Annotated in this window: 24 protein-coding genes and 1 riboswitch; of the genes, 5 read left to right on the top strand and 19 right to left on the bottom strand. The window is 41.6% G+C overall.

The genetic code is table 11. The features are described from left to right. Positions 1 to 5: 5 nt before the first annotated feature. Positions 6 to 2,525, bottom strand: coding sequence for a glycyl radical protein (locus tag NQ503_RS13665; RefSeq protein ID WP_005427735.1), 2,520 nt, complete (start codon positions 2,523 to 2,525; stop codon positions 6 to 8). Between the two features lie 342 nt (positions 2,526 to 2,867). Here NQ503_RS13665 and NQ503_RS13670 point away from each other — a divergent pair, with 342 nt between their 5' ends. Next, positions 2,868 to 3,581 carry a phosphatase gene (locus NQ503_RS13670; RefSeq protein WP_044926191.1) on the top strand — a complete coding sequence of 238 codons (714 nt, stop codon included), beginning with the start codon at positions 2,868 to 2,870 and terminating at the stop codon, positions 3,579 to 3,581. Between the two features lie 635 nt (positions 3,582 to 4,216). Here NQ503_RS13670 and NQ503_RS13675 read toward each other — a convergent pair. Next, a complete protein-coding gene (locus tag NQ503_RS13675; RefSeq protein ID WP_005427739.1) occupies positions 4,217 to 4,516 on the bottom strand; it encodes a cysteine-rich small domain-containing protein in 300 nt (99 codons plus the stop codon). Between the two features lie 331 nt (positions 4,517 to 4,847). Then, positions 4,848 to 5,041: riboswitch (cobalamin riboswitch) on the bottom strand. A gap of 237 nt (positions 5,042 to 5,278) precedes the next feature. Between NQ503_RS13675 and nudC the strand changes: the two genes are divergently transcribed. Further along, positions 5,279 to 6,127, top strand: a complete 849-nt coding sequence (gene nudC, locus NQ503_RS13680; RefSeq protein WP_005427741.1) for an NAD(+) diphosphatase — start codon at positions 5,279 to 5,281, stop codon at positions 6,125 to 6,127. Positions 6,128 to 6,246: 119 nt separating this feature from the next. Here nudC and NQ503_RS13685 read toward each other — a convergent pair whose 3' ends face one another. Continuing rightward, positions 6,247 to 7,125 (bottom strand): helix-turn-helix domain-containing protein, encoded by an 879-nt coding sequence (locus tag NQ503_RS13685; protein ID WP_005427742.1) that lies wholly within the window; start codon positions 7,123 to 7,125, stop codon positions 6,247 to 6,249. Positions 7,126 to 7,413: 288 nt separating this feature from the next. Here NQ503_RS13685 and NQ503_RS13690 point away from each other — a divergent pair, with 288 nt between their 5' ends. After that, positions 7,414 to 7,842, top strand: a complete 429-nt coding sequence (locus NQ503_RS13690; RefSeq protein WP_005427750.1) for a GGDEF domain-containing protein — start codon at positions 7,414 to 7,416, stop codon at positions 7,840 to 7,842. Positions 7,843 to 7,977: 135 nt separating this feature from the next. Then, on the top strand, positions 7,978 to 8,148 hold the full coding sequence (locus NQ503_RS13695; protein WP_005427752.1) for a helix-turn-helix domain-containing protein: 171 nt from the start codon (positions 7,978 to 7,980) through the stop codon (positions 8,146 to 8,148). An 80-nt stretch (positions 8,149 to 8,228) separates the two neighbouring features. Here the strand turns inward: NQ503_RS13695 and NQ503_RS13700 are convergent, their stop codons facing one another. From NQ503_RS13700 to NQ503_RS13725, 6 genes are read right to left on the bottom strand one after another with little or no spacing between them, the layout of a single operon-like run. After that, positions 8,229 to 9,530 (bottom strand): glycoside hydrolase family 32 protein, encoded by a 1,302-nt coding sequence (locus NQ503_RS13700; protein WP_005427754.1) that lies wholly within the window; start codon positions 9,528 to 9,530, stop codon positions 8,229 to 8,231. Between the two features lie 15 nt (positions 9,531 to 9,545). Beyond that, positions 9,546 to 9,782 (bottom strand): HPr family phosphocarrier protein, encoded by a 237-nt coding sequence (locus tag NQ503_RS13705; RefSeq protein WP_005427756.1) that lies wholly within the window; start codon positions 9,780 to 9,782, stop codon positions 9,546 to 9,548. Positions 9,783 to 9,796: 14 nt separating this feature from the next. Then, entirely contained in the window at positions 9,797 to 10,891 is a 1,095-nt protein-coding gene (locus NQ503_RS13710; protein WP_005427758.1) for an ABC transporter ATP-binding protein, read from the bottom strand. A gap of 6 nt (positions 10,892 to 10,897) precedes the next feature. After that, positions 10,898 to 11,749: a carbohydrate ABC transporter permease gene (locus NQ503_RS13715; protein WP_005427759.1), complete on the bottom strand. Its 852-nt coding sequence runs from the start codon at positions 11,747 to 11,749 to the stop codon at positions 10,898 to 10,900. Then, positions 11,721 to 12,620 (bottom strand): carbohydrate ABC transporter permease, encoded by a 900-nt coding sequence (locus NQ503_RS13720; RefSeq protein WP_005427761.1) that lies wholly within the window; start codon positions 12,618 to 12,620, stop codon positions 11,721 to 11,723. Before NQ503_RS13720 ends, NQ503_RS13715 begins: the two co-directional genes overlap by 29 nt. Next, positions 12,620 to 13,942, bottom strand: a complete 1,323-nt coding sequence (locus NQ503_RS13725) for an ABC transporter substrate-binding protein (RefSeq protein ID WP_044926192.1) — start codon at positions 13,940 to 13,942, stop codon at positions 12,620 to 12,622. The genes NQ503_RS13720 and NQ503_RS13725 overlap by 1 nt, the downstream gene beginning before the upstream one ends. A gap of 266 nt (positions 13,943 to 14,208) precedes the next feature. Here NQ503_RS13725 and NQ503_RS13730 point away from each other — a divergent pair, with 266 nt between their 5' ends. Continuing rightward, a complete protein-coding gene (locus NQ503_RS13730) occupies positions 14,209 to 15,243 on the top strand; it encodes a LacI family DNA-binding transcriptional regulator (RefSeq protein ID WP_005427768.1) in 1,035 nt (344 codons plus the stop codon). A gap of 108 nt (positions 15,244 to 15,351) precedes the next feature. Here NQ503_RS13730 and NQ503_RS13735 read toward each other — a convergent pair whose 3' ends face one another. The 10 genes from NQ503_RS13735 to NQ503_RS13780 form a co-directional block, all read right to left on the bottom strand. Beyond that, positions 15,352 to 16,092, bottom strand: a complete 741-nt coding sequence (locus NQ503_RS13735) for an amino acid ABC transporter ATP-binding protein (RefSeq protein WP_005427770.1) — start codon at positions 16,090 to 16,092, stop codon at positions 15,352 to 15,354. Continuing rightward, the gene (locus tag NQ503_RS13740) at positions 16,089 to 16,880 is read right to left on the bottom strand and encodes an amino acid ABC transporter permease (protein WP_171030228.1); all 792 of its coding nucleotides are present in this window, start codon (positions 16,878 to 16,880) and stop codon (positions 16,089 to 16,091) included. Before NQ503_RS13740 ends, NQ503_RS13735 begins: the two co-directional genes overlap by 4 nt. A 15-nt stretch (positions 16,881 to 16,895) precedes the next feature. Continuing rightward, the gene (locus tag NQ503_RS13745; RefSeq protein ID WP_422666792.1) at positions 16,896 to 17,693 is read right to left on the bottom strand and encodes a transporter substrate-binding domain-containing protein; all 798 of its coding nucleotides are present in this window, start codon (positions 17,691 to 17,693) and stop codon (positions 16,896 to 16,898) included. 197 nt (positions 17,694 to 17,890) lie between these two features. Then, the gene (locus NQ503_RS13750) at positions 17,891 to 19,312 is read right to left on the bottom strand and encodes a C40 family peptidase (RefSeq protein WP_005427784.1); all 1,422 of its coding nucleotides are present in this window, start codon (positions 19,310 to 19,312) and stop codon (positions 17,891 to 17,893) included. A 208-nt stretch (positions 19,313 to 19,520) separates the two neighbouring features. Then, positions 19,521 to 21,161 carry an N-acetylmuramoyl-L-alanine amidase family protein gene (locus NQ503_RS13755; protein ID WP_256147221.1) on the bottom strand — a complete coding sequence of 547 codons (1,641 nt, stop codon included), beginning with the start codon at positions 21,159 to 21,161 and terminating at the stop codon, positions 19,521 to 19,523. A 196-nt stretch (positions 21,162 to 21,357) separates the two neighbouring features. After that, a complete protein-coding gene (locus NQ503_RS13760; protein WP_005427792.1) occupies positions 21,358 to 22,344 on the bottom strand; it encodes a diaminopimelate dehydrogenase in 987 nt (328 codons plus the stop codon). Between the two features lie 219 nt (positions 22,345 to 22,563). Then, positions 22,564 to 23,199 carry a J domain-containing protein gene (locus tag NQ503_RS13765; RefSeq protein WP_005427794.1) on the bottom strand — a complete coding sequence of 212 codons (636 nt, stop codon included), beginning with the start codon at positions 23,197 to 23,199 and terminating at the stop codon, positions 22,564 to 22,566. Then, entirely contained in the window at positions 23,192 to 24,037 is an 846-nt protein-coding gene (locus NQ503_RS13770) for a DUF5685 family protein (RefSeq protein ID WP_005427795.1), read from the bottom strand. The genes NQ503_RS13765 and NQ503_RS13770 overlap by 8 nt, the downstream gene beginning before the upstream one ends. A gap of 23 nt (positions 24,038 to 24,060) precedes the next feature. Then, a complete protein-coding gene (locus NQ503_RS13775) occupies positions 24,061 to 24,471 on the bottom strand; it encodes a hypothetical protein (protein WP_022389235.1) in 411 nt (136 codons plus the stop codon). A 30-nt stretch (positions 24,472 to 24,501) separates the two neighbouring features. Next, the gene (locus NQ503_RS13780; protein WP_005427803.1) at positions 24,502 to 25,704 is read right to left on the bottom strand and encodes a class I SAM-dependent rRNA methyltransferase; all 1,203 of its coding nucleotides are present in this window, start codon (positions 25,702 to 25,704) and stop codon (positions 24,502 to 24,504) included. Positions 25,705 to 25,731 lie beyond the last annotated feature (27 nt).

The raw sequence follows: 25,731 nt of genomic DNA on the forward strand, positions 1-25,731 counted from the left end.
ACCTCTTAGAAGCCCTGTTCTGTTCTTCTGATGATATCGTCCTGAAGAGAACGTGACAGTGTTGTAAACAATGCACTGTAACCGGCAACACGAACAACCAGATGTGCGTATTTCTCCGGATGCTTCTGTGCATCGATCAGAGTCGCTCTGTCAACAACGTTAAACTGCATATGCATTCCCTTCTGATCAAAATATGTTCTGATCAGAGCCACAAATTTCTCCAGTCCTTCTCTTCCGGCAAGTGCTGACGGATGGAATTTCTGGTTAAACAGTGTTCCGTTGGATACGATAAAGTGATCCAGTCTGGAAACAGATGTTGCTGCTGCCGTCGGACCGTTGACATCTTTACCTGCAGAAGGAGAAACACCATCTGCTACCGGAGTATGCGCATAACGGCCATCCGGAGTAGCGCCTGTCTGTCCGCCCAGCGGAACATTCGCAGATACCGGATAAAGTCCTGCATGGAACTGTCCTCCACGTGGATTATGATATTTCTGAAGAGGACGTGTATAGGTATATGCAACATCTCTTGCAAAATAATCCACATCATCGATGGCATTTCCGAATTTCGGAACTTCATCGATCATATCATGCAGTTCTGTAAATTTCTGAATCTGCTCATCGGAAGGTTTCAGTCTCATAACTGTCTGAAGAACTGCTTTTGCTGTATCTTCGTTGACAGTCATTCCTGCATCCTGCATTCCCTTGAGAATCATTTCTGACATATCGGCAACAGATTTTTCATCAAGGCCTTTGTCGTAGTTCCATGCGAGCGCTTCTTTATAAGTCTCCATGGAAACTTTCTTATCTTCATAAACAAGCTTGCGGATCGCATACAGGGAATCTGCCATATTCGCAATACCAAATCCCTGCGGACCGGTAAAGTTATAAACTGCTCCACCCTGCTCTGCTGTAAGGCCACGGGTCAGACAGTCATCTACCATGGATGCAAGGAACGGAAGCGGACATCTCTCTGCATGTGCAACATCGATCGCATTATCTGCATTGACCATCAGAGAAATACAGTATTCCATCTGTTTCTTGTATGCATCATAGAATTCGTCGAAAGTATTCATCTTGGTAACATCGCCAGTCTGAATGCCAACCTGTACACCCTTGTCCATACCATTTGCAAAAACAAGTTCAAGCGGACGGCACATATTAAAGAACGCTGCATCATGCCAGCCGTTTGTCTTACCGGATTTCTGCGGTTCAACACATCCGATGATGTTGTATTCTCTTGCATCTTCCAGAGTGAGGCCTCTGTTCTGCAGTGCCGGAATGATAACTTCATCATTATAGTAAGCCGGAAGTCCGATACCGGTTCTTGTAAGGTCAGCTGCCTTCATCAGCAGTTCATGCGGAGAACCATTCCATACACGGATCGACAAAGACGGCTGCGGCAGGAATACCTGCTTGGACGCCTCGATGCACATAAATGAAAGATCATTGGTAACATCTTCGCCGTATTTGTTCTGTCCGCCTACGATCAGGTTCTGGAAAAGGCTGTATCCCGCAAAGCCCTTAGCTGATTCTTCATCACGACACTTGTTCAGGTCATTCATCTTAACCCAAATACAGTCGATCAGCTCCTGTGCAAACTCTCTTGTGATCACACCTTTGTCTATGTCTTCCTTATAATAAGGATACATATACTGATCAAAACGTCCAGGTGAAATGGAATGTCCACTGGATTCAATCTGAATCAGCTGCTGTACAAACCAGAAAGACTGGCAGGCTTCATAGAAGCTTGTAGCTCCGTTCGCCGGTACACGGCTGCAGTTTTCTGAAATCTGCAGAAGTTCCTGTTTACGTACTGGATCTGTACACTCTGCTGCCATCTGGGATGCGAGTTCTGCATATCTTTCTGCGTATTCGATTGCTGCCTGGCAGGAAAGGATCACTGCATTTAAGAAATGGCTCTTCGTAACATAGTTGGCATCTCCAACCTGGCATTTGTCCAGCTCTGCCTGTGCTTTGTCGATGATTCCCTTGTATCCGATTGCAAGGACTTCACCATATTTAACAGTTACGTGACCTACACCATTGTAGAAATAGTTTCCAGGTGTAAAGATATTGTGTTCGATTGCTTTGATTGCTTCCGGATCCATATAGGATGTAGCAAGTTCACTGGATGTCTTACCCTTCCAGTATTTATGTACTTCTCTTAACTCCTGCTTGGTCTCTTCTGCAATATAAAACGGGTCCGCGCTCCTCGTTTCAACGGTATCCAGCTCATCTTCCAGCCACTGGAAGGAAAATTCCGGGAATGTCTGACATCCTCGCGGTGCGATCGTGCTGCTTCCGACGATCAGTTCATTGTCACGAATGATGATCGGAATATTACAGAGAATGTGAGCAAAAGCTTCCGCACGCCGTGTGACCATCGGCTCACCTTCGGTAGCCTTATATGATTCAGTAAGCAGCTTCGCTCTGGCAGACTCGATTACCGGCATATTGGCATAAAGTGCCTCAACCAGTTTCGGAATCCTGGATGACTTTGGAACATCTGTGGTATTAAACATCTCCACGCTTCTCCTTTCTTATGGTGTCACTACCTTAAAGGTATCTCTTACACCATATCTCATATGCAATCAGAAGGCGCTAAAACGCCACGATTCATATAGAATCATTATACTCTACGTGCTCTTTCATGTCAACGAAATCCAACATTATTCTTCTGTTTTTTACGAGGTTTTTGTTGTGGTTTTTATTGGTTTTGTGTTGGTTTTTATTTTGAACTGCATTTTTCTGTTGACTTTTGTGATAGTGACTGCCATACTGGAGTTAATGATATCTTTGCGGTCAGATTTTATATTTATCTGCCACATTTTTTCGATTTATTTTCGATCTAAGGAGGGATCTTCATGTATCTTTCTGATATACATACGCATTCTATCGCAAGTGGCCACGGAACCACCTGTACGATTTCTGATATGGCCAAAGCAGCCTCCAGAAAAGGGCTGAAGTTGCTCGGAATCACAGACCACGGTCCTGGAACGCTGGCCGCTGGAACTTCTTCTTATTTCCGCAGTCTGACTTATGCGCCGAAGAAGCGTTTTGGAATTGAATTGCTTTTTGGAGTGGAATTAAATATCCTGGATATTGACGGGCATCTGGATCTGAACGATGAACTGCTCGGAGAACTGGATTATGCGGTTGCGAGTATGCATGCACAGAATTACAATAGTGGAACGATTGCGGAAAACACCAGTGCGTATCTGAATGCCATGACGCATCCATGTGTCAAAGTCCTGGGACACTGTGATAATCCAGCTTTTCCTGTAGATTATGAGACTCTGGCAGTCGGTGCTAAGGAGAATGGTGTTATTTTTGAGATCAATGAAGCTTCACTCGCACCGTATGGGTATCGTGGGGATACACGGGCGAATAACCGGGAGATCCTGAAGTATTGTATGAAGTATGAAATTCCGATCGTGCTGTCGAGTGACAGCCATGGAGTGGAGCATATCGGGGATTTTACGTGTGCGGCGGAGTTTGTGCATGAGATGATGTTTCCCGAAAAAATGATATTGAATAATGATATTCCTCGGTTGAAGATGATACTGAGTGAGAGGTAGGAATCTTAGATTCTATAATAAATAATAATAATATATATCACGAAAAAGCAAACAGTCTCCTGACTTGTTGACACGCTGCATTTCCGGATTCTTCCCGCGCATCTATCGATGACTGCTTTTGCAAACTCGCACCCAAGGGTGCTCAGACAGTGCAACGCAGCCATCATTAGCGCAGTCAGAATCTACGGAAATTTGCTGAGTCAAAATGTCAGGAGACTGTTCCTTTTTCTGTGTATAGGAATATGAAGTTAAATTAAGATATTTTCTATATTTATCTGAAGATTTTAAATATATGTATACTATTAATTCCTCTTCTCTCATTTTCCATATCATCTTTGTGGTGCCACCACACCCCGGCGGAGGTTCACGGCCTTCGGCCGCTGCCCCGAGAGGCCTTCCCGGTTGTGGGGAAGCGGAACTGTCGCAAGAAAATGATCCTATAAAAAGCTTTGAACTGATAAAGCATGCATCCGATATTCAGGAACCCAGCAAGGCTTTCGAGACTGCGACTGTGCTAGTGGCGGTTGTGGAGCATCTGTCTGAGCGACAGCGAGTTATGCGGAGCAATCGCTAATAAGCGCACGGGAGCAGCCCGAAAATGAAGCGTGTTCCAGAATATCGGATGTATGTCTATATCATAATCCGTCTTTTTCTTCTCGTATCTTCTTCATCAGTTCCGCCAGCTCGCTGTATTTCCCGGTTACGTATCCGTAATTTTGTGCTTTATGTGGCAGCTGGCAGTTCGTGCAGTCTTTTATTCCTGTTTCTGTCATTCGAAAATTCCCGCCGCATTTATCGCCCAGTGCATACAGCGGGCAGTAGCAGAACAGACAGTTGAAGTTCTCCGGATCTGCGCCTGCATGACACGGAAAATATTCACATTCCTTATTGCTGAAAAAAGCATAGTGTTTCCCTTCCCAATATGGTTTTTCCATTTACTTTCACCTCATTATATAAAAAAATCCAGTCACGGCACTGCCGAACTGGTCATCTTCAAAACTTATTTCAGAGGATTTGCGATACTGCTCCGGGGTAGACAATGAATCCGTTCAAATATGCGGAGGGAACGAATGCATCCGGAGTAGTACCGCCTGCCATTTAATCATACCCTTTAAGGGGTCGTATGTATGTGGCGGCCACCACGATACATATAGGTATAATTCATACGAACAGGCGAATTCCATAAAAAAATGCCTGCTTCCAACAAGCAGACAACACTTTGGGTTGCGGATACCCTAAGTTGGTTGTTACACTTTACACGGAAGTTTAACCTCGCCATACAAAGCAGGTTTCCTGACTTCAGGATCATCACTTCTTTTCCCCTTCTCATACTATCGTACAATGGGATATCGAAAAGTCGCTCCTCTGTTACAGTGACCGGATCGCTCAGGATTCTCACCTGATTCCCTCTTCTGACTGCTACGCGGATTACAGTCAGCACTTCATATGTTCAATATGGAATTATACTGACATTATAATAGCACGATGTCAGTATGCTGTCAATAACCCGCATAACATTTTGTCAAATTTTTATCATTTTATTTACATACCGCATTTCTTATATAAACTCCTCCCTTGCATTTTCCCAACACCTCACCTATACTGAATACAGTCTGATAAAGCAGTAAATACAGCTTTTCGATAATACAGCTCATCGCCAGACAATAAATTGCACTCTATTTTTCAGGAGGTTCCTTATGATACAGGATATTGCACCACATACTTATCACAATGAATACAGACCGGTTGCTCCGGATGGCAGCAGTTTTGTGCTCGCTTATGAAAACGGAAAGAGTTTCTTTCATAAAAATGATACAGACAATTCTATAACGCTTCCCCGTTTCCGCGAACTGGAAGGAAACGTAAGCGACCTGTACAAAAATTATATCTATCTTTTCTCGATAGATGACGAACGTTTTTATCTGATTCCGGGACTGGATACTTCCCTGCTGCCAGGCTATGAATTCCACGAAAACAGAGAGCTTCGTTATGTACAGCCACAGTATCTTGCTTTTGCTTCGATTACCGGATATCAGCTCTGGTTCTGGTACAGAAACCGCCGTTTCTGCGGATGCTGCGGGTTCCCAATGAAACACGATACAAAAGAACGTATGATGTACTGCCCTTCCTGTGGCCGTCAGGAATATCCGGTACTTATGCCGGCTGTGATCGTCGGTATTACTAACGGAGATAAGATCATCTGCTCCAAATATGAGGGCAGAAGCTTTAAGCAATATGCCCTGATCGCCGGTTTCGCGGAAATTGGTGAAACAATTGAAGAAACCGTTCATCGCGAAGTCATGGAAGAAGTCGGTCTGAAAGTGAAAAATCTCCGTTATTATAAGAGTCAGCCATGGTCCTTCTCCGGTACATTACTTTTTGGATTTTTCTGCGATGTAGACGGGGACGATACTCTCACGGTGGATCATGAAGAGCTTTCTGTAGCACAGTGGTTTGACCGTGACAAAATTATCTGTCAGGACACCGGCAGCAGCCTTACCAATGAAATGATGATGGTCTTCGCCGCCGGGAAAGAGCCAAAGTGATTTTTTTCTCCATGTTCCAATTGATTTTAAGTCAATTTTTTCGAATATTCAGATTGACATTTTCTCTCCAATATTTTATCATCTATATAAAAGAAATGGGTTTTGTATCGTGTACAGCCTTACGGCTCAAGCGAGTTGCTCGTTTCTTTTTTTATGTCTATGATATCATACAAATACATTCTATTATCTTCCGAATATCTTACTATAAGTGATGCATGAAAAATATTATATCTTTCTATCTCATCGTCTTTATACACAGGAAGTGCAAACCTCGAATTATAGCGATACCAACCATACCTCGCATTTCTCCAATGCTTGCTCTCTTTATTTTCTCTATAATATTTACCCAAAGCTATTTCTATCATTTCAGGAATTCCCTGTGTTGCATTTGCTTTCGCCTTGGCATTTGTTCCCTTAAGACTATGTGTATATTTCGAACCACTATATTCATTTGGTAAATCAGCTCCAATATATATAACATCTCCAGTAGAAGCCACCATATAAAAATCCCCAACATATTCTTTCAAGTATGCACGTACTTCCCTCCAATTGATGGAGCGTTTTCCCTTAAATCTAATATCATTGATCACCACAATATTATTTCCATCAATATCCTGAATGATCGAAACATTTCGCTGCCGTTTTCTAGACTGACAGGCATTGTTGATTTGTTTACAAACTTCAAGAAGTTCAATATAGCTGATTATTCTCCTCTTGCTCTCTGCATCTGATTGACGAAACAATTCAATCATATAATTTTCATTTGTCAAGCAATCAATCTGGGCTGCCGGTTCCACAGTTTCTTCATCACAAAGCAAATCCACAAGTGACATATCAAGCGCTCTACATATAGACACTATTTTATCCGCTTGTGGATTAATTTTTTTCTTTCGCCAATCGCTAATCGTACTGGTTGCAATTCCTGTTCTTCTAGACAGTTCCATTTGACTCATATGTAACTCATCAAGTCTGTCAAAAATCTTTTCATATATCTTCATGCCATAACACCCTTCTATTGATTATTTCCGACTTTTCGGATATTGTATCATGATTAATTATAGATATCAACCTTTATCTACATTCCACCGATATTTCCAGGAAACTCCTTTATAATACATTTTTTGTTATTTATATATATTTTCAAAAAATAAGCATCCGCCCAGACGTTTTTTTGTATGTTATACTTCAAAAAGCTGCCATTGCATTCCTGTCAATCCGGCTGATCATGGACAATACGTTGCCGATAACATCCTGACCGACTGGCTGTCGTATATCCCCGCAATACCATGGATTCGCTTGAACTTGACCGTTCAAAAGGCTCTCTGCTTCCACATACTGTAGTTTCTGCGAAACAAAATGTGTATTTCTTTTCACCGGTTCATTTCCGTGAACGTGAGATTGGGTATCTTGTTCTGGAAAACTGCGATTACCTGCTGGATCATCAGTTTCTTTTTGAGACGCTCAACACCTTCCGTACATCTATAGAAGCGCTCTATGGAAAACTGATCCTTCGAAAGAAAAACAAACAGCTTTCTCAGCTTTATATCCACGATTCCCTTACCGGACTCTACAACCGTATGGCTTATGAAAAGCTTGCCCTTCCGCTCTTTCAACAATATATGCAGAAAGGCAGACCTGTCGGAATCCTGTTCGCAGATGCAGATCATCTGAAATATATCCAACACCGACGAATCCCGCATCGGAATGTTCCATGAAATCGGACAGCAGGCAGCAACTATGCAGAGGCAGCCGGACTGGATCTGGAACTGATCCTGGCTTCTGTCAATTCACGCAATAAAAAAGCCTTCCTGGAGAAAACTCTGGATAAGCTTTCTTCGGAAGACCTTGAATTGCTTCGTATTTATTTTTCCTGCGATATGTCCCTCAAAAAAAACTGCGAAGAAACATTTCTGCATAAGAATACCATTCAGTACAGGCTGAACCAGATTCATAAAAAAAGCGGATACAACCCGAGAGAATTTCAGGATGCTGTGCGATTATATCTGGCATTAAAAATGTAAGGTCATAGATTTGCAGAAGACAAATTCTAATACTAAAAAACTCCGGTCACAAATTTCTTCATGACCGGAGTTTTTTATTTTTACAGAGTTTCTATTTTCACTCTTACATCTGTATTTATTTCTTTTTTGAGATCATATACTGTATTCGTAATCACCGCTTCACCATTGTTTACAAAAACACTGATCTGGTTCGGGTTCACATATGCCTCAATCTCGAACCCGTCTTTCAGCTCCGGTGTCTCAAATTTCACTCTGTGATTCGGGAACTTTTCAAAAAGGGCACTTCTGTCGGTACAGATTTTATTCCCTTCTCTGGAAATCACATATCCACCGACATTTACTTTATCCCCATCCTCCAAAGAAAAGCGCAGACGATATCCACTTTCATCTGCCTCGGATGGTTCAGAGATTTCCTTTGTATATACTGCCTGTACATTCGGATGAACGCGGAAATAAATGTGATCTTTCTGCACTTCCACAACACGCGGAATACACATCATTCCCTGCCATTTCCCATCCACCGGTTCCGGCATATGGAGCCATGCTGTCAGGATTCTTCTGCCACTCTCATCCAGAGTGCTCTGTGGTGCATAAAGGTCTGTTCCATAATCAAGGAACTGGTATTTTTCCGGCAGTTTCATATCACAGGTTTCTTTATCAAATGTTACCTGCATGCATACTGTCTGTGCATCGTCTGCCTTACCATCTTTAAACAACTGCATCGGTGAAAAGATCACTACCTGGCTGTTATCCACTTCAAAATAATCCGGGCATTCCCACATCCAGCCAAAGTTTTCTCTGGTTACAGAATTTTCAAATTTCCATTCTTCTCCATCTGTACTTGTGAAGAACAAAAGTTTTCCCTGTTTATCATTGATGGTACTTCCAAGCACCATGTACCATATGTCCCCGTCTTTCCAGACTTTTGGATCTCTTGTATGGCGTGCATCTCCGATATCTGCATCGTGAATAACCGGAATCACGGTCTTTTTGTCTTTGATGTTGTCAAAATGAATACCATCCTCAGAAGTGATCATGAGCTGTGCAGATACAAAATGTTCATCCACACATAAATTGATATCCTCCGGATTTTCTGTAAGATAATTCACACCTGTATAATACAGCTGCATTTTTCCGTCTTCTTCAATCGCACTTCCGGAAAAACATCCGCTCCGATCATCCGTTTTGCTCGGAAACAGCGCAATTCCCTGTTCTTCCCAGTTCACCAGATCTTTGCTGACAACATGTCCCCAGTGCATCCGTCCCCAGCGCGGCCCATACGGGAAGCACTGGTAAAACAGATGGTACATGCCTTTGTAATATATAAAGCCATTCGGGTCATTCATCCAGTAGTCTTTCGGTTTTACATATATTTTCTGCATATTCTGCTCACTTTCTTATTTTTCTATGAATGGATTAATTACTTCCATCGCTTTTTCTGCTTCTGCACCTTCTGCATGAATTCTCAGATCTACCGCTTTTGACAGATCCACACTGAAAATTCCCATGATTGATTTCGCGTCAATCACATATCTTCCGGAAACAATATCCACATCACAGTCCAGACGTGTCACAGCATTGACAAAATCTTTTACTCTTTCTATTGTTCCTAAAAAAATCTTTACTTCTCTCATTATCAACGTCACTCCTATAAATAATTCATCTCAGTTTCTTTATCAAAGAAATGAATCTTGGATGGCATAAATACAAATTCAATTTCATCTCCAACCTGGCTGATCTCATATTTAGAAACTCGTGCAACTGCCTGGCAGCCTCCGAACTGGAAGTACAGGTTATTCTCATTTCCCATGACTTCTGTATCTGTGATCACAGCTTTCATTTTATTTTCTTTATAAAGTTCCAGGTTCTGCGCATCCATTTTAAGATCCTCTCCACGGATACCAAGTGTCATCTCGCCTTCTTTACCATTCAGTTTCTTAAGAATAGCTTCCGGAAGCATCAGTTTATTTCCGTCTTCAAATGTTACTTCGTTTCCTTTTAAGGTAACATCAAAGAAGTTCATCTGAGGAGATCCTATAAATCCTGCAACAAATTTGTTTACCGGATGATCATATAATTCCATTGGTTTTCCAACCTGCTGGATCACACCCTCTTTCATGATAACGATACGATCAGCCATAGTCATGGCTTCAACCTGGTCGTGCGTAACATAGATCGTCGTTGCACCCATTTCACGATGCAGCTTGCTGATCTCTGTTCTCATGCTGACACGAAGTTTTGCATCCAGATTGGACAGTGGCTCATCCATCAGAAATACCTTCTGATTTTTTACGATTGCACGCCCCAGTGCCACTCGCTGTCTCTGACCTCCAGAAAGATTCTTCGGTTTTCTGTAACGGAATTCCTGCAGTCCCAAGATATCAATTGCCCAGTCTACTTTTTTCTTGATTTGGTCTGCTGGCATCTTCATGTTCTTCAGCCCGTATCCGATATTTTTTTCTACGGTCATATGAGGATACAGAGCATAGTTCTGGAATACCATCGCAATACCACGGTCTCTCGGTGCTGTCTCGTTCACTCTTTTGCCGTCAATATACAGATCTCCTTCTGTAATCTCTTCGAATCCGGCAATCATACGAAGTGTTGTGGATTTTCCACATCCAGACGGTCCTACAAATGCGATAAATTCTTTTTCTTCTATATTAAGATTAAAATCATCTACAGATTTGTGTTCTGCTCCTGCATATTTTTTTCCGATATGTTTAAATTCTATAAAACTCATAATTCATTAACCCTCCTTGGAACCAGTTGATGTTACACCTTCTACAATCTGTTTGGAGAACAGTGCATAAATAATAATAACAGGGATTGTGATCAGTGTGATTACTGCAAGTGTCTGTCCCATTGTTGTATTGTCATTGGATGTTATGGAGTTCAGACCAATCTGCGCGGTCAGAAGATCACTGGATGTAAATACAAGTGACGGCCAGAGATAGTCATTCCATACTCCAAGGAATGTAAACACACTGACAGTTGCAACGACTGTCTTTGACATTGGCAATACCATGGTAAAGAAATATTTTACCGGACTGCAGAAGTCAAGCTGTGCCGCCTCATAAACATCATCCGGCAGACTTACGAAAACCTGTCGGAACAGAAAGATATTAAACGGATTCACGATCATTGGAAGTACATATCCAATCACGGTATTCAGTAGTCCTGCTTTTGCAATGATCAGAAAGTGTATCGTGATAACGGTTTCTGTCGGTACGATCAGAAGCATCATGATGATCAAAAGCCACTGGTCACGGAATGGAAAGTTGATCTTTGCAAGTGCATAGCCTGCAAGTCCGTTTACAATAACCCCAAGTACGATCAGCAGTGCCGCATATCCCAGAGTATTAAGCATGTAACGAAGGAAATTGGTATCTGTCAGAATCGTAATATAGTTTTCAAAATAATTTCCATTTAAAGCAGGAGGAATAAATGCTGCTATGGAATTCATATCTGCTGTGATCGCTGCATCTGGTTTAAAGGAGTTTGCAAGCATCCAGATCACCGGAAACAGGAAGAATATGGAAAGTACCAGCAAAATAACTGCCAGTATCCAGTTAATTGTTTTTTGCTTTTTTGTTAACATGTTTTTTCTCCTCCTTTCCTTTGGTCAGTACATTCTGTATAATTGTCAGTATGACAACAAATATAGTGAAGACAATTGCCATTGTTGATGCAAGTCCCATCTCCCAGTTCATTGTACCGGTTTCATAAATATCATATACAAGTGTGTATGTTGAGTGATCCGGTCCTCCACCTGTCATGACCATCGGCTGTACCAGCATACGGAACGCACCGATCGTAACCGTGATAAATACAAACACACAAAGTGGTTTCAATTCTGGAAGTGTGATATCTTTAAATTTCTGCCATCCACTTGCATGATCCATTTCTGCTGCTTCATAAAGTGCTGGATTGATATTCTGGAGTCCACCAAGGAAAATGATCATCTGATATCCGACACCCTGCCATACACTCATAACTGCGATGGATGGAAGTGCCTGTTTCGCACTGTGAATAAATGGCTGTGCACTGATTCCCAGATGAGCAAGCAGTGTGTTCAGGATTCCTTCCGGACTGTAGATATCCATCCAGAGTGTGGATACAACCGCCAGCGACATAACAACCGGAATAAAAAATGCCACTTTGAAGTATTTCTTACAATGTGTGACTTTGTTTATCGCAAGTGCCAGAACAAGTGCTCCGATGCACTGACACGGTACGATAATAAGTACAAATTTTACCGTGTTAAAAAATGATTTTACAAATAATTCGTCTTTAAAAATGTTTATATAGTTTTCCAAGCCTACAAAGTGTGTCATATCCGGATTCAGTGCAAAGTAATCGGTAAAACTGAACACCAGTGTCAGCACCATCGGCAGAAATAAAAACAATGTAAGAAGTACCAGTGCCGGGCCAAAGAAAGCCATTCCTAAAATTGATTCTTTTTTCTTCATTATTCTCTCGTATAACGTTCCAGTTTCGCGTTAATCCTTTCTACAGATTTATCCAGTTCTGCCTGCGCATCTTTACCGCCCAGTCCAACACTTTCAAGTGCCTGCTGGAAAGATGTACTTACCTGTGGATATACAGGAGTCTTTGGTCTTGGGTGCCCATATTTACTCAGCTGCTCGTACAGTGCTTTGTAATTTTCGTCTGTCTGGAATACATCGATCTGTTCAAATGCTTTATATGTAGACGGAAGTGATTTTGCTTCATTCCAGATCCTTACACCACTTTCCACACCACTCATCCATTTGACCAGCTCTGTTGCACCTTCAATATTGTCTGTTTCTGAAGATGCTGCAAATGCCCAGGAGCCTGTCGGTGTATATCTTTCACCATCCCAGTCATCACCAACTACATAAGGTGCAACGCCAAGATTCACATCCGGATAGTTCTCGTAGATTGTGTTGACTTCCCACGCACCGTCAAATTTGAAGGCTGCTCTTCCACTTTCAAACAGATTCTCGATCGGAGCTTCGGACATGTATTTGTTCTCTACGATCTGGTGGAAATAATTCATAACTTCAACATTCTTTTCTGAATTGAAATATCCGTCCACTGTCAGTCCGTCTTCGCTTACCAGGTTTCCACCATTTGCCCAGATAAATGGGGCATAATAATAAATACTTGCTTCACCTACAGGGAATGTCATGTCGATCGGATAACCATTCTTCTCATCCATCAGCGGTTTCAGCTTAGCCAGAATATCCATAAATTCAGTCTGTGTCCACGGATGATCTGCATCCGGAACCTCAATTCCGGCTTCTTCCAGAATATCTTTGTTATAATAAAGCCCTACACTGGATTCCATAACTCCAAGTGCATAAAGCTTATCGTTATAAGTGCCCTGATCCAGAATGGATTCCAGATATTCGCCTCTTTCTTCCTCTGTCAGCTCTGCCAACGGCTGTATGATGCCATTCTCTGCATAAGCAGCCACATTCGGTCCATCCAGAGTAAGAACATCCGGAAGTCCTCCTGACAGTACAGAAGAATTTACCTTGTCCGAATATCCACCGCCGCTGTCATTTCGCGGAATAAATTCAATATCTGCGAAATATTTACCATTATATTTCTCATTAAAGCTGTCTACAGATTCCCTGTACACCTGTCCTTCCAGAGTATCTTCAATACTATGCACCCAGATTGAAAGATATTGTTCTCCTTCATCATAGCCTGCTACATCGCCAGGCTTTACTTCTTTTTTCTGACATCCTGTCAGGCTGACTGCAATTGCCAGACCGGCAAGAAGAATCAGTTTTGCTTTTTTCATGTTCTCCTCCTTTTCCATCTTTCCGTTCTTCGTGACCGGTAAAGTAACCGGTTACTTTATGTGTTGATAATAGCATATACTCATTTTTACGTCAAGTATTCTCTTACATTTCATTGATTTTTACAATTTTAATATACAAGTTTTGTAAAATCTGTACAGAACCGGTTACTTTACCAATTCTGTTACTGGTTAACCTTGTTCTGACTCTCTTTTTCTGTTATACTAAAACTACAATTATTACTGAGTTTTACTGAAAGGAAACTACCATGGGCAAAAAAAATATAACCTTCAATGACATTGCCAAATATACTGGTTTCTCAAAAACCACTGTTTCCAGATATTTCAACAATCCTGATTCCCTCACATTGAAGAATCAGCAGATTATCTCGGATGCACTTGATAAACTAAACTATCAGGAGAATAAAGTTGCCAGGATCCTGGCAAACGGGAAAACCGAATTTATCGGTGTTATCATTCCAAACCTTTATTTACATTACTATTCTGAAATGCTAAACCAGATACTGAAAACTTATGATACCTATGGCTACAAATTTCTTGTTTTTACCGGTGATGATCATAAATCAACTGAACGCGAGTATATTCAGGAACTTCTTTCTTATAAAATAGAAGGAATGGTTATTTTAAGCCATACCATTCCTTCCAGAGAGCTCGCCTCCTACAATCTCCCAATTGTAACGATCGAGCGTGAAGATCAGTTTGTGAGCAGTGTCAATACGGATAACTATATGGGTGCGGTGCAGGCAACCAGTCTGCTTGCAAAGACTGGAGCAGATATTCTGATCCATATCAATGTTGAATTATCTCCACAGGTTCCATCCTATGGACGTATAAAAGGCTTTTCTGATATCTGTGAAGAATATCAGATTCCACATGAACTGATTCTCACAGATACCGGCCACAGTTATGAAGAAAGTTCTCTGATTCTCAAAGATTTGCTGGAAACAATTGATTCTAAATATCAAGGCAAAACAAAGGGAATTTTTCTTCCAAACGATACATTTGCCAACATCATGCTCAATCATCTGATTCAAAAGTATGGACAGCTTCCAGATGACTACAAGATCATTGGTTTTGATGATTCTCCAGTTTCCAGAGAAGCTATTGTTCCGATCAGTACTGTCGGACAGCAGATTGACAAGATTGCCGCATCTGCCATGAAAATCCTGCATGAACAGATTACAGAAAGACACAAAAGAAAACCGGCTCTGTCTTCTGAGCCGGTTCACAAGATTATTCCTCCAATTCTGATCAATCGAAAAACAACTGAGCCTTCTCATTGAAATCTGATATTTTTTATACATAACAAAAACGCTGCAAAAAATGAATTTTAATTCACTTAATGCAGCGTTTTGTTTGCCAAACAGGCGGGCACCGGGCAATTCCCGGCATCATGCATTTCTGAAACGACTCAAAAATTCCTTCGTCATCTCATTTTGTGGATCTTCAAAGATCTGCTGTGAAGTTCCCTCTTCTACAATAACTCCATTACCCATAAAGATTACATGCTTTGCCACATCCCGGGCAAATGCCATCTCATGTGTGACAATGATCATTGTCAGTCCGTCTTTGGCAAGCGTTCGCATAACCTCAAGGACTTCTCCGACCATCTGCGGGTCGAGTGCTGAAGTAGGCTCATCAAAGAGCAGGATCTCCGGTTCCATGGCAAGCGCTCTGGCAATTGCTACCCTCTGCTTCTGACCTCCGGAAAGCTGCTTCGGCTTTGCATTGATATATGGAGCCATACCAACCTTCTCAAGATACATCATTGCGTTTTTATGGGCTTCTTCCTTGCTCTTTTTCAGGACTTTCTCCTGCCCCACCGTGCAGTTTTTAAGAACTGTCATGTTATTGAACAGGTTAAAGTTCTGAAACACCATACCAACCTTTGAACGATATTCCGGCACATTCACATGCTTATCCATGATGTTCGTTCCATGGTATCTTATCTCTCCTGAGGAAGGTGTTTCCAGAAGATTCATGCAACGCAGCAGCGTGGATTTACCGGAACCGGAAGGGCCAATGATACAGGTAACATCCTTCGGCTTCACTGAGAAATCGATATCTTTCAGAATCTCATTATTTCCAAAAGATTTTCCCAGATGCTGTACTTTCAGAATTGTCTCACTCATTCTCTGCTGTCCTTCCTTTCTTTATAAGAGTACATTCCGCTGGTATGTGTCAGAGTATCAGCGGTTGCAAGATCATAATTATCCGGTCCGTCCATCTTGTGTTCGATCACACGCAGGATTCTGGAACAGGTAAACGTCATGATAAAATAGATAACCATTGCAATTGTGAAGGACTCAAAATATGTATACAGTGCTCCTGCAACACCTTTAGTCGTGTAAAAGAGCTCTACTGTACCAATGATTGAAAGTACACAGGTATCTTTGATATTGATGATCAGGTTATTTCCGATCTGCGGCATGATATTTCGCAGGGCCTGCGGAAGTATTACATTTATCATCGTCTGAACATGTGTCATGCCGATTGCCTTGGCGCCTTCTGTCTGTCCGGGATCGATGGAAAGAATACCACCTCGAACTGTCTCTGCCATGTATGCCCCTGTGTTGATCGATACAATAAAGATTGCTGCAAACCACATAGACATATTGATGTTAAATAGATAGGCACTTCCAAAATAAATAAACATTGCCTGGGCCATCATTGGAGTCCCACGAAAGAACTCCACATAGCAGGCCATAATAAATTTGACAACTTTGATAATTACTTTTTTGGCTGTTGAATCATTTTTGTCCACCGGGATCGTCTGAACGATACCAACCAGAAAACCAATGATACATCCAAAAAGTGTTCCTACCAGCGCCAGCCACATGCTGACACCGGCTCCCTTCAGGAAAGAAGGACCATATTGCTGAAGAAGATATATAATTCTTCCTCCAAAACTCTCAGGCAGCATTTCGCTCCTCCTTTATGATTCTGAAAGTGGCTGTACGGAAATAGCCTCATCCATCATTTTATTATAATCATCTTCGGTCATATCTTTAAGCACGCCATTGATTGCATCCTTAAGTTCATCGTTGCCCCTCTGTACTGAAATACCAATATTGATATCTTCATCAGATACTTCAAATGCTCCGTCTGTTCCACTGAAGTCCAGCAGTTTGAAATCCGGATATGCTACGCATGCAGCCTTTCCTGTAGGCATGTCAGTGACAACTGCATCACATTTGCCGGATTCAAGAGCAACCAGCATTGCCGGTGCACTTTCCTGTGCCGGAAGGATATCAGTATCTGGAATCTGAGGCAGGCAGGAATCATACCAGATCGTATTCTGCTGTGATGTCACTGTAGCTCCTTTAAGGTCTTCTACGCTTGCTGCGTCCTTGTAATCTCCATCATTCTTAACCAAAGTGATGATGGATGCATAATAATATGGATCTGTGAAATCAACCATCTGCTGACGTTCTTTTGTAATAGACTGTCCTGCAATAACACAGTCAACCTGACCGGACTGTACTGCCGGTACAAGAGAATCCCAGTCAAGCTTTACGATTTCAAGATCATAGCCTAATTCATCTGCAATTTTCTTTGCCATCATAACATCATATCCATACGCATAATCAGAACTTCCGGAAATCTGTACTGCTCCATTGGAGTCATCTGGCTGTGTCCAGTTGTAAGGAGCATATCCGCATTCCATTGCAACTTTCAGAGTTTTCTTATCATCCGCACTTACACTCTGTACACCTATAATCCCACATGTCATTGATGCAGCTACTGCAGCTACTGTCAACATTCTCCACATTTTACTCTTTCTCATTTTCGTTTCCTCCTGACGTTTAAATAAAAAAGAGCGCACGGAACCATGAAGTGCTCCGTTGCGCTTTAAGTCATATTAATACTTTTTCTTTTAAAAGTCAAGAAAAAAAAGCAGCTCCCGAAGGAACTGCCCTAAAATCATATTTATGAAGGTCTTCTTACAGACAGGATTGTTCTGTAAGCAGCGTTGTTGCTGATCTTAATACCATCTCTGGAGTTGGATGCATGTACGATCTGTCCGTTACCCATGTAGATTGCGACATGTCCACCATAGCAGATCAGGTCTCCTGGCTGAGCATCTGCATAAGAAACTTCTGTTCCCCAGTTCTGCTGCTCATAAGATGTTCTCGGAAGGCTGTAGCCAAACTGAGCATATACACTCTGTGTAAATCCAGAGCAGTCAGCTCCACCTGTAAGACTTGTGCCACCCCATACATATGGGTTTCCAACAAACTGTGTAGCATAATCTACGATTGAAGATCCTGAACCACTGGATGAAGAACTGCTGGAGCTTGAAGAGCTGGATGAAGTATCTACTGTATCCGGATCAACTGTGTTGTCACTGTCAATCACATTTCCATATTCATCATATTCTACATCACTGCTTCCACTGTCTTCTGTAGTTGTTTCTGTTGTAGTCTGGCTCGGATCAACCTCGTTTCCATCTTCGTCATATACAGTATCTCCGTTTTCTGCTGCTTCTGAAGCATCAACTTCGTTACCATCTTCATCATATACTGTCTGATCTTCCTGTTCCTGCTGTGCAGCTTCTTCCTCGGCTGCTGCAGCAGCTGCCGCTTCAGCTTCTGCCTGACGTCTTGCCTCTTCTTCGGCTGCAATACGTTCTGCTTCAAGCTGCTCAATCTCTGCCTGCTGTTCCTGAATCAGGTTTGCATATTCATTTGCCATTTCCTGTGCATATGCAATTTCATTATCACAATCTGCAGAATTTGCTTTCTTTGTATCAATCTGATTCTGAAGATCTACAGACTGTGCTTCATATTCCTGTTTCATACCTTCCAGTTCAGCTTTTTCCTGCTGATACTGATTTCCAAGGTTTGTTACCTGTGTAATTGTGTTTGCATATTTTTCAAGGCTCTGTCTGTCATAATCATACATTTTCTGAGTATACTCAGCTTTTGTAAGAAGATCAGAAAGATTATCTGCACTCATCATCATCTGGAACCAGGCTTCATTTCCACCTTTTTCGTACAGATACTGGATACGCTGTTTCATTGCTGCGTACTGTTTGTCTTTGGCATTCTGTGCCTTCTGCAGGTCAGCCTGTGTCTGCTGAATGTCTGCTTCTTTATTACTGATATCCCCTTCCAAGGTCTGAATGGAAACCATGACATTCACAAGATTTGCGTCCAGGGAGTTGATCTCATCCTGTAACTGCTGCTTAGCGGAGTAGAGCTGATCAATCTGAGCATATGTAGCATCAAGCTGTGCGCTTGTAGCTGCCTGTTCCTCTCTCAGTTCATCTTCTCTTGACGCGCTTACACTGACAACCTGTGTTGCAGTCATCATTAATGCCAACGTCAGGCAAACAATTCTTTTTTTCATGTTTCTCACCTCATAATCATTTTAACTCTATTTTGTAACATTTGTGAAATATCTTTCTTAAGTTCTTATACATATTAACACAAGGTTCTTTTGATTGCAAGAGTAAATCGATAAAAAGTTTAATATTTTGTAACATTTATTAAAAACTCCGCAAAAGAAAGGAGAAGTTCCCGTGTCTGGAAACTTCTCCGTAACATTTCATTCTTATTTAAAATCCAAACAATTCCTGAAGAATTACATCTGCAGTCTTGTTCTTAAAGTTATCCGGATCAGAAAGAGTGGAGCTGTACCATCTCATATAATTTCCTCTTCGGATGTAGTTACCGCAGGATGGACGATAGGTATACTTCTTAAATCCTGCATATCTGGACATGTATTTATTTGCAAGAGCTACTGCCTGGCTGTCATAATCACCATCCGGTGTACAGGTTCCTGCAATCTGGCATCCTGCATTCGGAGTGGAATGAACGATCACGGCACTCTTATCGGAACACTGTCCGAGGATAATCCATGTATGACCATCATCATATCCGATATCACCAGGATATACTTTCCATCCTGTTTTGGACAGATAATTCTGGTTCACATAAGTTCCCCATTTTAATGTATTCTTATAATAACTGCCGATTTCTCCTGATACAACCGTATAACTATTTCCATTTCTCATAACCTGCTGTGCTGCCCATCCTACAAATCCAGAACAGTCAAGTCCTTTTGCTCTGTTTGCAGTACTCAGATCACGATAATTATTATAGTTATAACTACTTGTCTGGCTGAGATAAAAGCTCTGCCAGGTCGGGCTGACACCGATCCTTGTGGAATCATACCAACCGCCGCCCCAGATATACAATGCCTGTCCAACCGGTTTCAATGCCCCGGCAAGATAATTCTTGAGCGTTTTGATCCCGGTCTGCTCAACCGGTTTCGGATCATTTGCAAAATAGGTATTGCTTGTCGTACTGCTGTCATTTGCAGATGAATAGGTCATAATACCTGTTGAGCTGAATGTATAGGTCACACCATCAATCGACTTGGTACCTGTAACCATCTTGAAACTACTCTTGTCAAAGTAATATTTATTTCCACTGATCGTTACCCAGCCGCCCGCTGCGATTCCTGTACTTGGATCAAAATAGTACGTAGCGCTGCCAACCTTTGCAAGTCCCTTGGCCATAACACCATTGCTGCCAAAGTATCTTAATTCTCCTTTGGCAGATTTTGTCCAGCCGGTAACCATTCTTTTGTATTTGGCATTGAAATATCTCGTCTCATTTCCAGTATTCACATAACCGCTGGCTGCAATTCCTGTACTTGGATTGAAATAATAATAATATTTGCCGATTTTTTTCAGTCCCATATACATCTTACCATCGCTGGCAAAATACCACTTCTGCCCCTTTGCATTTTTCAGCCAGCCTTTTGCCATCGTATAATTCGAGGGCTGGAAATAACGGACAACTGCGCCATTGGCAGATCTTACAAATCCCCTCTTCGTGTAGCCGGTCTTGATATCGAAGTAATAATATTTACCGCCGATTTTTTTCATTCCGGTATACATAACACCATTTTTTTTATTAAAATAGCGCTTTGGTCCTCTGGAACTTCTCTGCCAGCCTTTCAGCAAGACGCCTGTCCTTGTATTAAGGAAGTATTTCTTTCCATTTAAAGTAAGCCATCCCTTAACTTTCTTTCCGTTTTTATAATAGTATGTTTTTCCTTTTACGGTTCGAAAACCAGTTGTAGCAGCCTGCGCATCTACCGTGGATGCCTGAAACGCAAAGCCTGCAGCAAAAAGCATTACTCCTAAAAATATGGCTGCGATCCATGACTTTTTGCACACCTTTCCCATACGGTCAACCTCTTTCTACGAGTATAAATATTCGTATTTTTTACAATCTTGTTACAATATTATGTAGGTATTATATATCATGTTTGTAACAACGTCAATAAAAAAGTAAAAACCTGCCAATATATTCCCCTCCTGGAGCGCAAAAAGGACCGGGGTAAAAACCCGATCCTTATTTTTTACAATTTCATTTCATATATTACAGAAGATGTTTTCTCAGTTCAGCGCCATCCAGTGCACTTAAATATGCCGGTGCAACATCAAATACTGTTTTGCATCCTTTCTGTCCTTCCTGGCTCATGCGATATGCAGCTCTCGCATATGCAACAATTACGGAAGATGTAAATTCCGGATTGGAATCCAGCTTCAGGCTGTATTCGATCACATGACTGTTCTCATCGTTCCAGCCGGTTTTGCCTGTACGGATCACAAATCCACCATGCGGAATTCCACTGTGATCACGTTTCAGTTCTTCTTCAGAAATGAAATGTACTGTTGTATCATATTCATCAAAATAATTCGGCATTGTCTTAATCTCATTTTCAATGCGTGCAAGATCAGCACCTTCCTCAGCTACTACGAAGCATTCTCTTGTATGCTTCTGTCTTGTAGTCAGTTCCGGATTTTCTCCGTTTCTGACTGCTTCCAGTGCAGCTTCTACAGGAATTGTGTACTGTTTTCCATCTTTTACTCCATCAATTCTACGGATTGCATCGGAATGTCCCTGGCTTACACCCTTGCCCCAGAATGTATAATCCTTTCCATTTGTAAGGATTGCGTTTGCATACATTCTGTTCAGGGAGAACATTCCCGGATCCCAGCCAACAGAAATGATTCCTACATGATTGCTTTCAGATGCTGCCTTGTCAACATTTGCGAAATGTTCCGGTACTCTGGCATGTGTATCAAAACTGTCTACCACATTGAACCACTGTGCATATTTCGGTGTCTGAACCGGCAGATCTGTTGCACTTCCACCGCAGAGAATCATAACATCAATTTTATCTTTCATCTTTTCTGCTTCATCTACATGGTAAACAGATGCTGAATCTGTAAGAATTTTTACAGTTGCAGGATCACGACGTGTAAATACTGCAACCAGTTCCATGTCCGGATTATGTTTAATTGCACATTCTACGCCTCTTCCAAGATTACCATATCCTAAAATACCAATACGAATACTCATTGTGATTTCCTCCTGTTATTTCACTTCGGTAGTTACTGTTCTGTTCACAGCAGCTTCCCATATGCTGTTCTTTGCCGCTACATCGCTTTAGCATGACAGCACACCCATTATCATAATATCCCAATCGACAATTGTCAATTTTTTTATAAAAAACCTTCTAAAATATTTTATTGATATTCCAGAAGGTCTGTTATTTCTTTTCATTATTGACGATTCTTCTCAGCAGCAGAACATTCCACCCGGACAGCAAAGATTACATGCCAGATTGGCCAGGCAAAGCTTCATACAATAATCGCTTCCGTCACTTGGCATTCCTCCAAATGGATTCTGTTGTTCCTGATACCAGGTTCCTCCGCCTTCCAGTCTCTGCAGCAACATTCGGTACTGCATATTATCCGGTTCCATATTTACTGCACTTCGTGCATCATTTAACGCATTTACATTATTTCCCAGTCCCATGTTCGCCATTGCGGACAGATAATACCACTGGCCGTTTCTCTGCTGAAGCGACGAAAGCACATTCATTGCCTCTTTGTAATGTCGACTGTTGATATAATTTGCCGCAGCCTGTCGGCGCACTGCCTCTTCATCCTGATACGTATTCTGGCCCTGTGTACCAAAGCCACCAAAACCACCATATGAATTATAGTTTCCTGAAGAACCATATTCCCGTTCTTTCATGATCTGTTCATATGCCTGCTGGACTTCTTTAAATTTTTCTTCTGCCTGTGCTTTGTTCGGATTGTTGATATTAGCATCCGGATGATATTTACGGCTCAGCTTACGATATGCCTTCTTTATTTCATCATCAGATGCATCTCTCGAAACACCCAGCACACTGTATGGATCAAACATCTTCTTTCTCCCGCTCTTCCCTGCGCTTTCGCGATATACTCTCAAATCTGCACCATACTCCGGAATATAAAATATTCCGCAGGATGTCTGCATATTTTATAATAGGAAGTTTTTCAAATTCCCGACAGGTTTCTGCCATCATTAGCAGCAACATATTTTTTATCCTGTCATCAAACCCTTTTATTATATAATCTTTTGCAAAAGGGTTGTAATTTCCTTTTTTTACATCATCTTCCACATCATCGTAGGCATCCATCAGGTAAATAAACTTACCCAGATAAAATCCCATGCGGCGAAGTGTTGGTTCCCAGACATCTTCTCTGTATGCAAAGATTTCTGCCATGATTCTTCCAAAACAGCCCGAAACACGATCGATATCTGTCTCTCCCTCCTGTTCCATCTCTGAAAGTTCATTCAAACAGGAAATGATCACATCGATTTTTTTCTTCCATTGCTGTTCGCTTTTTTTCTCTTTACTCTCCAGAAGCTTCCCATATGCAAGACTTAAGATTTTTTTCTCGTCATTCCAGTCATCCTTACACTTATAGTAAGTCAGAAAGATATTCATATCTGCTCCGTATTCTGTTATGGCATTTTTCCGTACCGTCTGTTTACGTACCGGATGTACAATACATCTGGTCGTACCTTTTCTGGTCGGCGGCTCATACAACGCACTGAGCAGAAGAATCACAAATGTCATATCATAGCTCAGTGTGATCTGCCCGCTTATCCCGTAACGCTCTCTCAGCTCCCTGCACAGTCCGCAGTAAAAAGAACGGTACATATCAAAATCTTTAAATTTAATTTCCGGCTTATTCAGCACCACATACCCAAACATACAGATACCTCTCTGTCAGTTTATCAGCTTCTTTTGACAAATTTCGTATGACATTTCGGACATTCGATTTCAATCTTGCCTTTGCCTTTTGGAATACGGATCTTCTGACCGCATCCCGGACATGAATAAATATGATGGGTCTTTCTCTGGTTCATCATATTTTTTTCCCGGTTAAATCTCTGTCTGAATTTTGCTGTTGCTGCAAGATATTTTTCATTTTCTGCATATCTCTTCTGAATATCTCTGGACAACATTCGATAGTATGTATATAAAAGCACCAAAAGCCCTATCGTGTCAAATAATGCACCAATTCTGTTTCCACCCGGGAAAAAGATAGAAATAATGATTGCTACAAGTGCAACTCCCATTGTGAAACGTGCAAATGCGTCCACTCCATAACGTCCTTGCATAAATTTATTAAATTTATCTCTCATTTAAGTCCTTCTTTCTGTCTGCTCATCCGACTATTTCTCATCACATACCTGGAAGATATAGAATTTCAGATAATAAGATTCATCAGATGCCCAGAGAATCGGGTGATCCGGTGCCTGTGTTCTGTATTCCACCTGACGCAGTCTCTTATGTGCGCTTCTGGCAGCCTGACCGATCGTTTTGGTAAACAGTTCATATTCCATAAAATGGGAACAGGAACAGGTCGCAAGGAATCCTCCGTCCTTTACCAGTTTCAGTCCGCGAAGATTGATTTCCCGGTATCCCTTGACTGCATTTTTGACAGAACTGCGTGATTTGGTAAATGCCGGTGGATCCAGAATCACCACGTCATATTTTTCTCCCTCTTCTTCCAGTTTCGGGAGCAGTTCAAATACGTCTTCGCAAATAAATTTTACTTTGTCATCCAGCCCGTTTAATTTTGCATTTTCTGTTGCCTGATCCACAGCAAGCTGCGATGCATCCACACCTGTAACTTCTTTCGCTCCGGCGATTCCCGCATTCAGGGCAAAAGAACCTGTATGTGTGAAACAGTCCAGTACTCTTGCATCTTTGCAGAGTTTCTGGATTGCAAGACGGTTGTATTTCTGATCAAGGAAAAATCCTGTTTTCTGTCCGTCTTTGATATCTACCTGATATTTTACACCATTTTCCACAATTTCAACCAGTGTAGGAAATTCCGGTCCGATAAAGCCTTTATACAGTTCCATTCCTTCCTGTTTGCGGACCTTTGCATCACTTCTTTCATAAATACCGCGAATCTGGATTCCGTCTTCTGCCAGAACTTTTTTGAGCAGTTCCAGAATCGTATTCTTCAGACGGTCAATTCCCAGTGCCAGTGACTGTACGACCAGAACATCTTCAAATTTGTCTACAACAAGTCCGGGCAAAAAATCTGCCTCTCCGAAGATCAGGCGGCAGCTGGATGTATCTGTTACTTTTTTTCTGTACTCCCATGCATCGCGCACTCGTTTCTCAAGAAATTCTTCATCAATTTTCTGATTTTCATCTCTTGTCAGCAATCTGACTGTAATCTTAGAATTCGTATTGATAAATCCTCTTCCCAGCGGATATCCGTCAAAGTCATGAATCAATACAATATCTCCATTTACAAAACTGCCCATGATCGTTGCAATTTCATTATCAAATATCCACATTCCGCCTGATTTCAGAAGACGGCCCTCTCCCTTTTTCAGTGTAACCACAGCAAGACTCATAGTTTTTCTCCTTTCGGATCCTTCTCT

The organism is Blautia obeum ATCC 29174 (assembly GCF_025147765.1).
Taxonomy (GTDB): domain Bacteria; phylum Bacillota; class Clostridia; order Lachnospirales; family Lachnospiraceae; genus Blautia_A; species Blautia_A obeum.

What these genes read in the sequence shown, in the direction of transcription:
- NQ503_RS13665 (WP_005427735.1), bottom strand. Translation starts at nt 2,525, where the DNA reads ATGTTTAATACCACAGATGTTCCAAAGTCATCCAGGATTCCGAAACTG.
- NQ503_RS13670 (WP_044926191.1), top strand. Translation starts at nt 2,868, where the DNA reads ATGTATCTTTCTGATATACATACGCATTCTATCGCAAGTGGCCACGGA.
- NQ503_RS13675 (WP_005427739.1), bottom strand. Translation starts at nt 4,516, where the DNA reads ATGGAAAAACCATATTGGGAAGGGAAACACTATGCTTTTTTCAGCAAT.
- nudC (WP_005427741.1), top strand. Translation starts at nt 5,279, where the DNA reads ATGATACAGGATATTGCACCACATACTTATCACAATGAATACAGACCG.
- NQ503_RS13685 (WP_005427742.1), bottom strand. Translation starts at nt 7,125, where the DNA reads ATGAAGATATATGAAAAGATTTTTGACAGACTTGATGAGTTACATATG.
- NQ503_RS13690 (WP_005427750.1), top strand. Translation starts at nt 7,414, where the DNA reads ATGGATTCGCTTGAACTTGACCGTTCAAAAGGCTCTCTGCTTCCACAT.
- NQ503_RS13700 (WP_005427754.1), bottom strand. Translation starts at nt 9,530, where the DNA reads ATGCAGAAAATATATGTAAAACCGAAAGACTACTGGATGAATGACCCG.
- NQ503_RS13705 (WP_005427756.1), bottom strand. Translation starts at nt 9,782, where the DNA reads ATGAGAGAAGTAAAGATTTTTTTAGGAACAATAGAAAGAGTAAAAGAT.
- NQ503_RS13710 (WP_005427758.1), bottom strand. Translation starts at nt 10,891, where the DNA reads ATGAGTTTTATAGAATTTAAACATATCGGAAAAAAATATGCAGGAGCA.
- NQ503_RS13715 (WP_005427759.1), bottom strand. Translation starts at nt 11,749, where the DNA reads ATGTTAACAAAAAAGCAAAAAACAATTAACTGGATACTGGCAGTTATT.
- NQ503_RS13720 (WP_005427761.1), bottom strand. Translation starts at nt 12,620, where the DNA reads ATGAAGAAAAAAGAATCAATTTTAGGAATGGCTTTCTTTGGCCCGGCA.
- NQ503_RS13725 (WP_044926192.1), bottom strand. Translation starts at nt 13,942, where the DNA reads ATGAAAAAAGCAAAACTGATTCTTCTTGCCGGTCTGGCAATTGCAGTC.
- NQ503_RS13730 (WP_005427768.1), top strand. Translation starts at nt 14,209, where the DNA reads ATGGGCAAAAAAAATATAACCTTCAATGACATTGCCAAATATACTGGT.
- NQ503_RS13735 (WP_005427770.1), bottom strand. Translation starts at nt 16,092, where the DNA reads ATGAGTGAGACAATTCTGAAAGTACAGCATCTGGGAAAATCTTTTGGA.
- NQ503_RS13745 (WP_422666792.1), bottom strand. Translation starts at nt 17,693, where the DNA reads ATGACATGTGGGATTATAGGTGTACAGAGTGTAAGTGCGGATGATAAG.
- NQ503_RS13750 (WP_005427784.1), bottom strand. Translation starts at nt 19,312, where the DNA reads ATGAAAAAAAGAATTGTTTGCCTGACGTTGGCATTAATGATGACTGCA.
- NQ503_RS13755 (WP_256147221.1), bottom strand. Translation starts at nt 21,161, where the DNA reads ATGGGAAAGGTGTGCAAAAAGTCATGGATCGCAGCCATATTTTTAGGA.
- NQ503_RS13760 (WP_005427792.1), bottom strand. Translation starts at nt 22,344, where the DNA reads ATGAGTATTCGTATTGGTATTTTAGGATATGGTAATCTTGGAAGAGGC.
- NQ503_RS13765 (WP_005427794.1), bottom strand. Translation starts at nt 23,199, where the DNA reads ATGTTTGATCCATACAGTGTGCTGGGTGTTTCGAGAGATGCATCTGAT.
- NQ503_RS13770 (WP_005427795.1), bottom strand. Translation starts at nt 24,037, where the DNA reads ATGTTTGGGTATGTGGTGCTGAATAAGCCGGAAATTAAATTTAAAGAT.
- NQ503_RS13775 (WP_022389235.1), bottom strand. Translation starts at nt 24,471, where the DNA reads ATGAGAGATAAATTTAATAAATTTATGCAAGGACGTTATGGAGTGGAC.
- NQ503_RS13780 (WP_005427803.1), bottom strand. Translation starts at nt 25,704, where the DNA reads ATGAGTCTTGCTGTGGTTACACTGAAAAAGGGAGAGGGCCGTCTTCTG.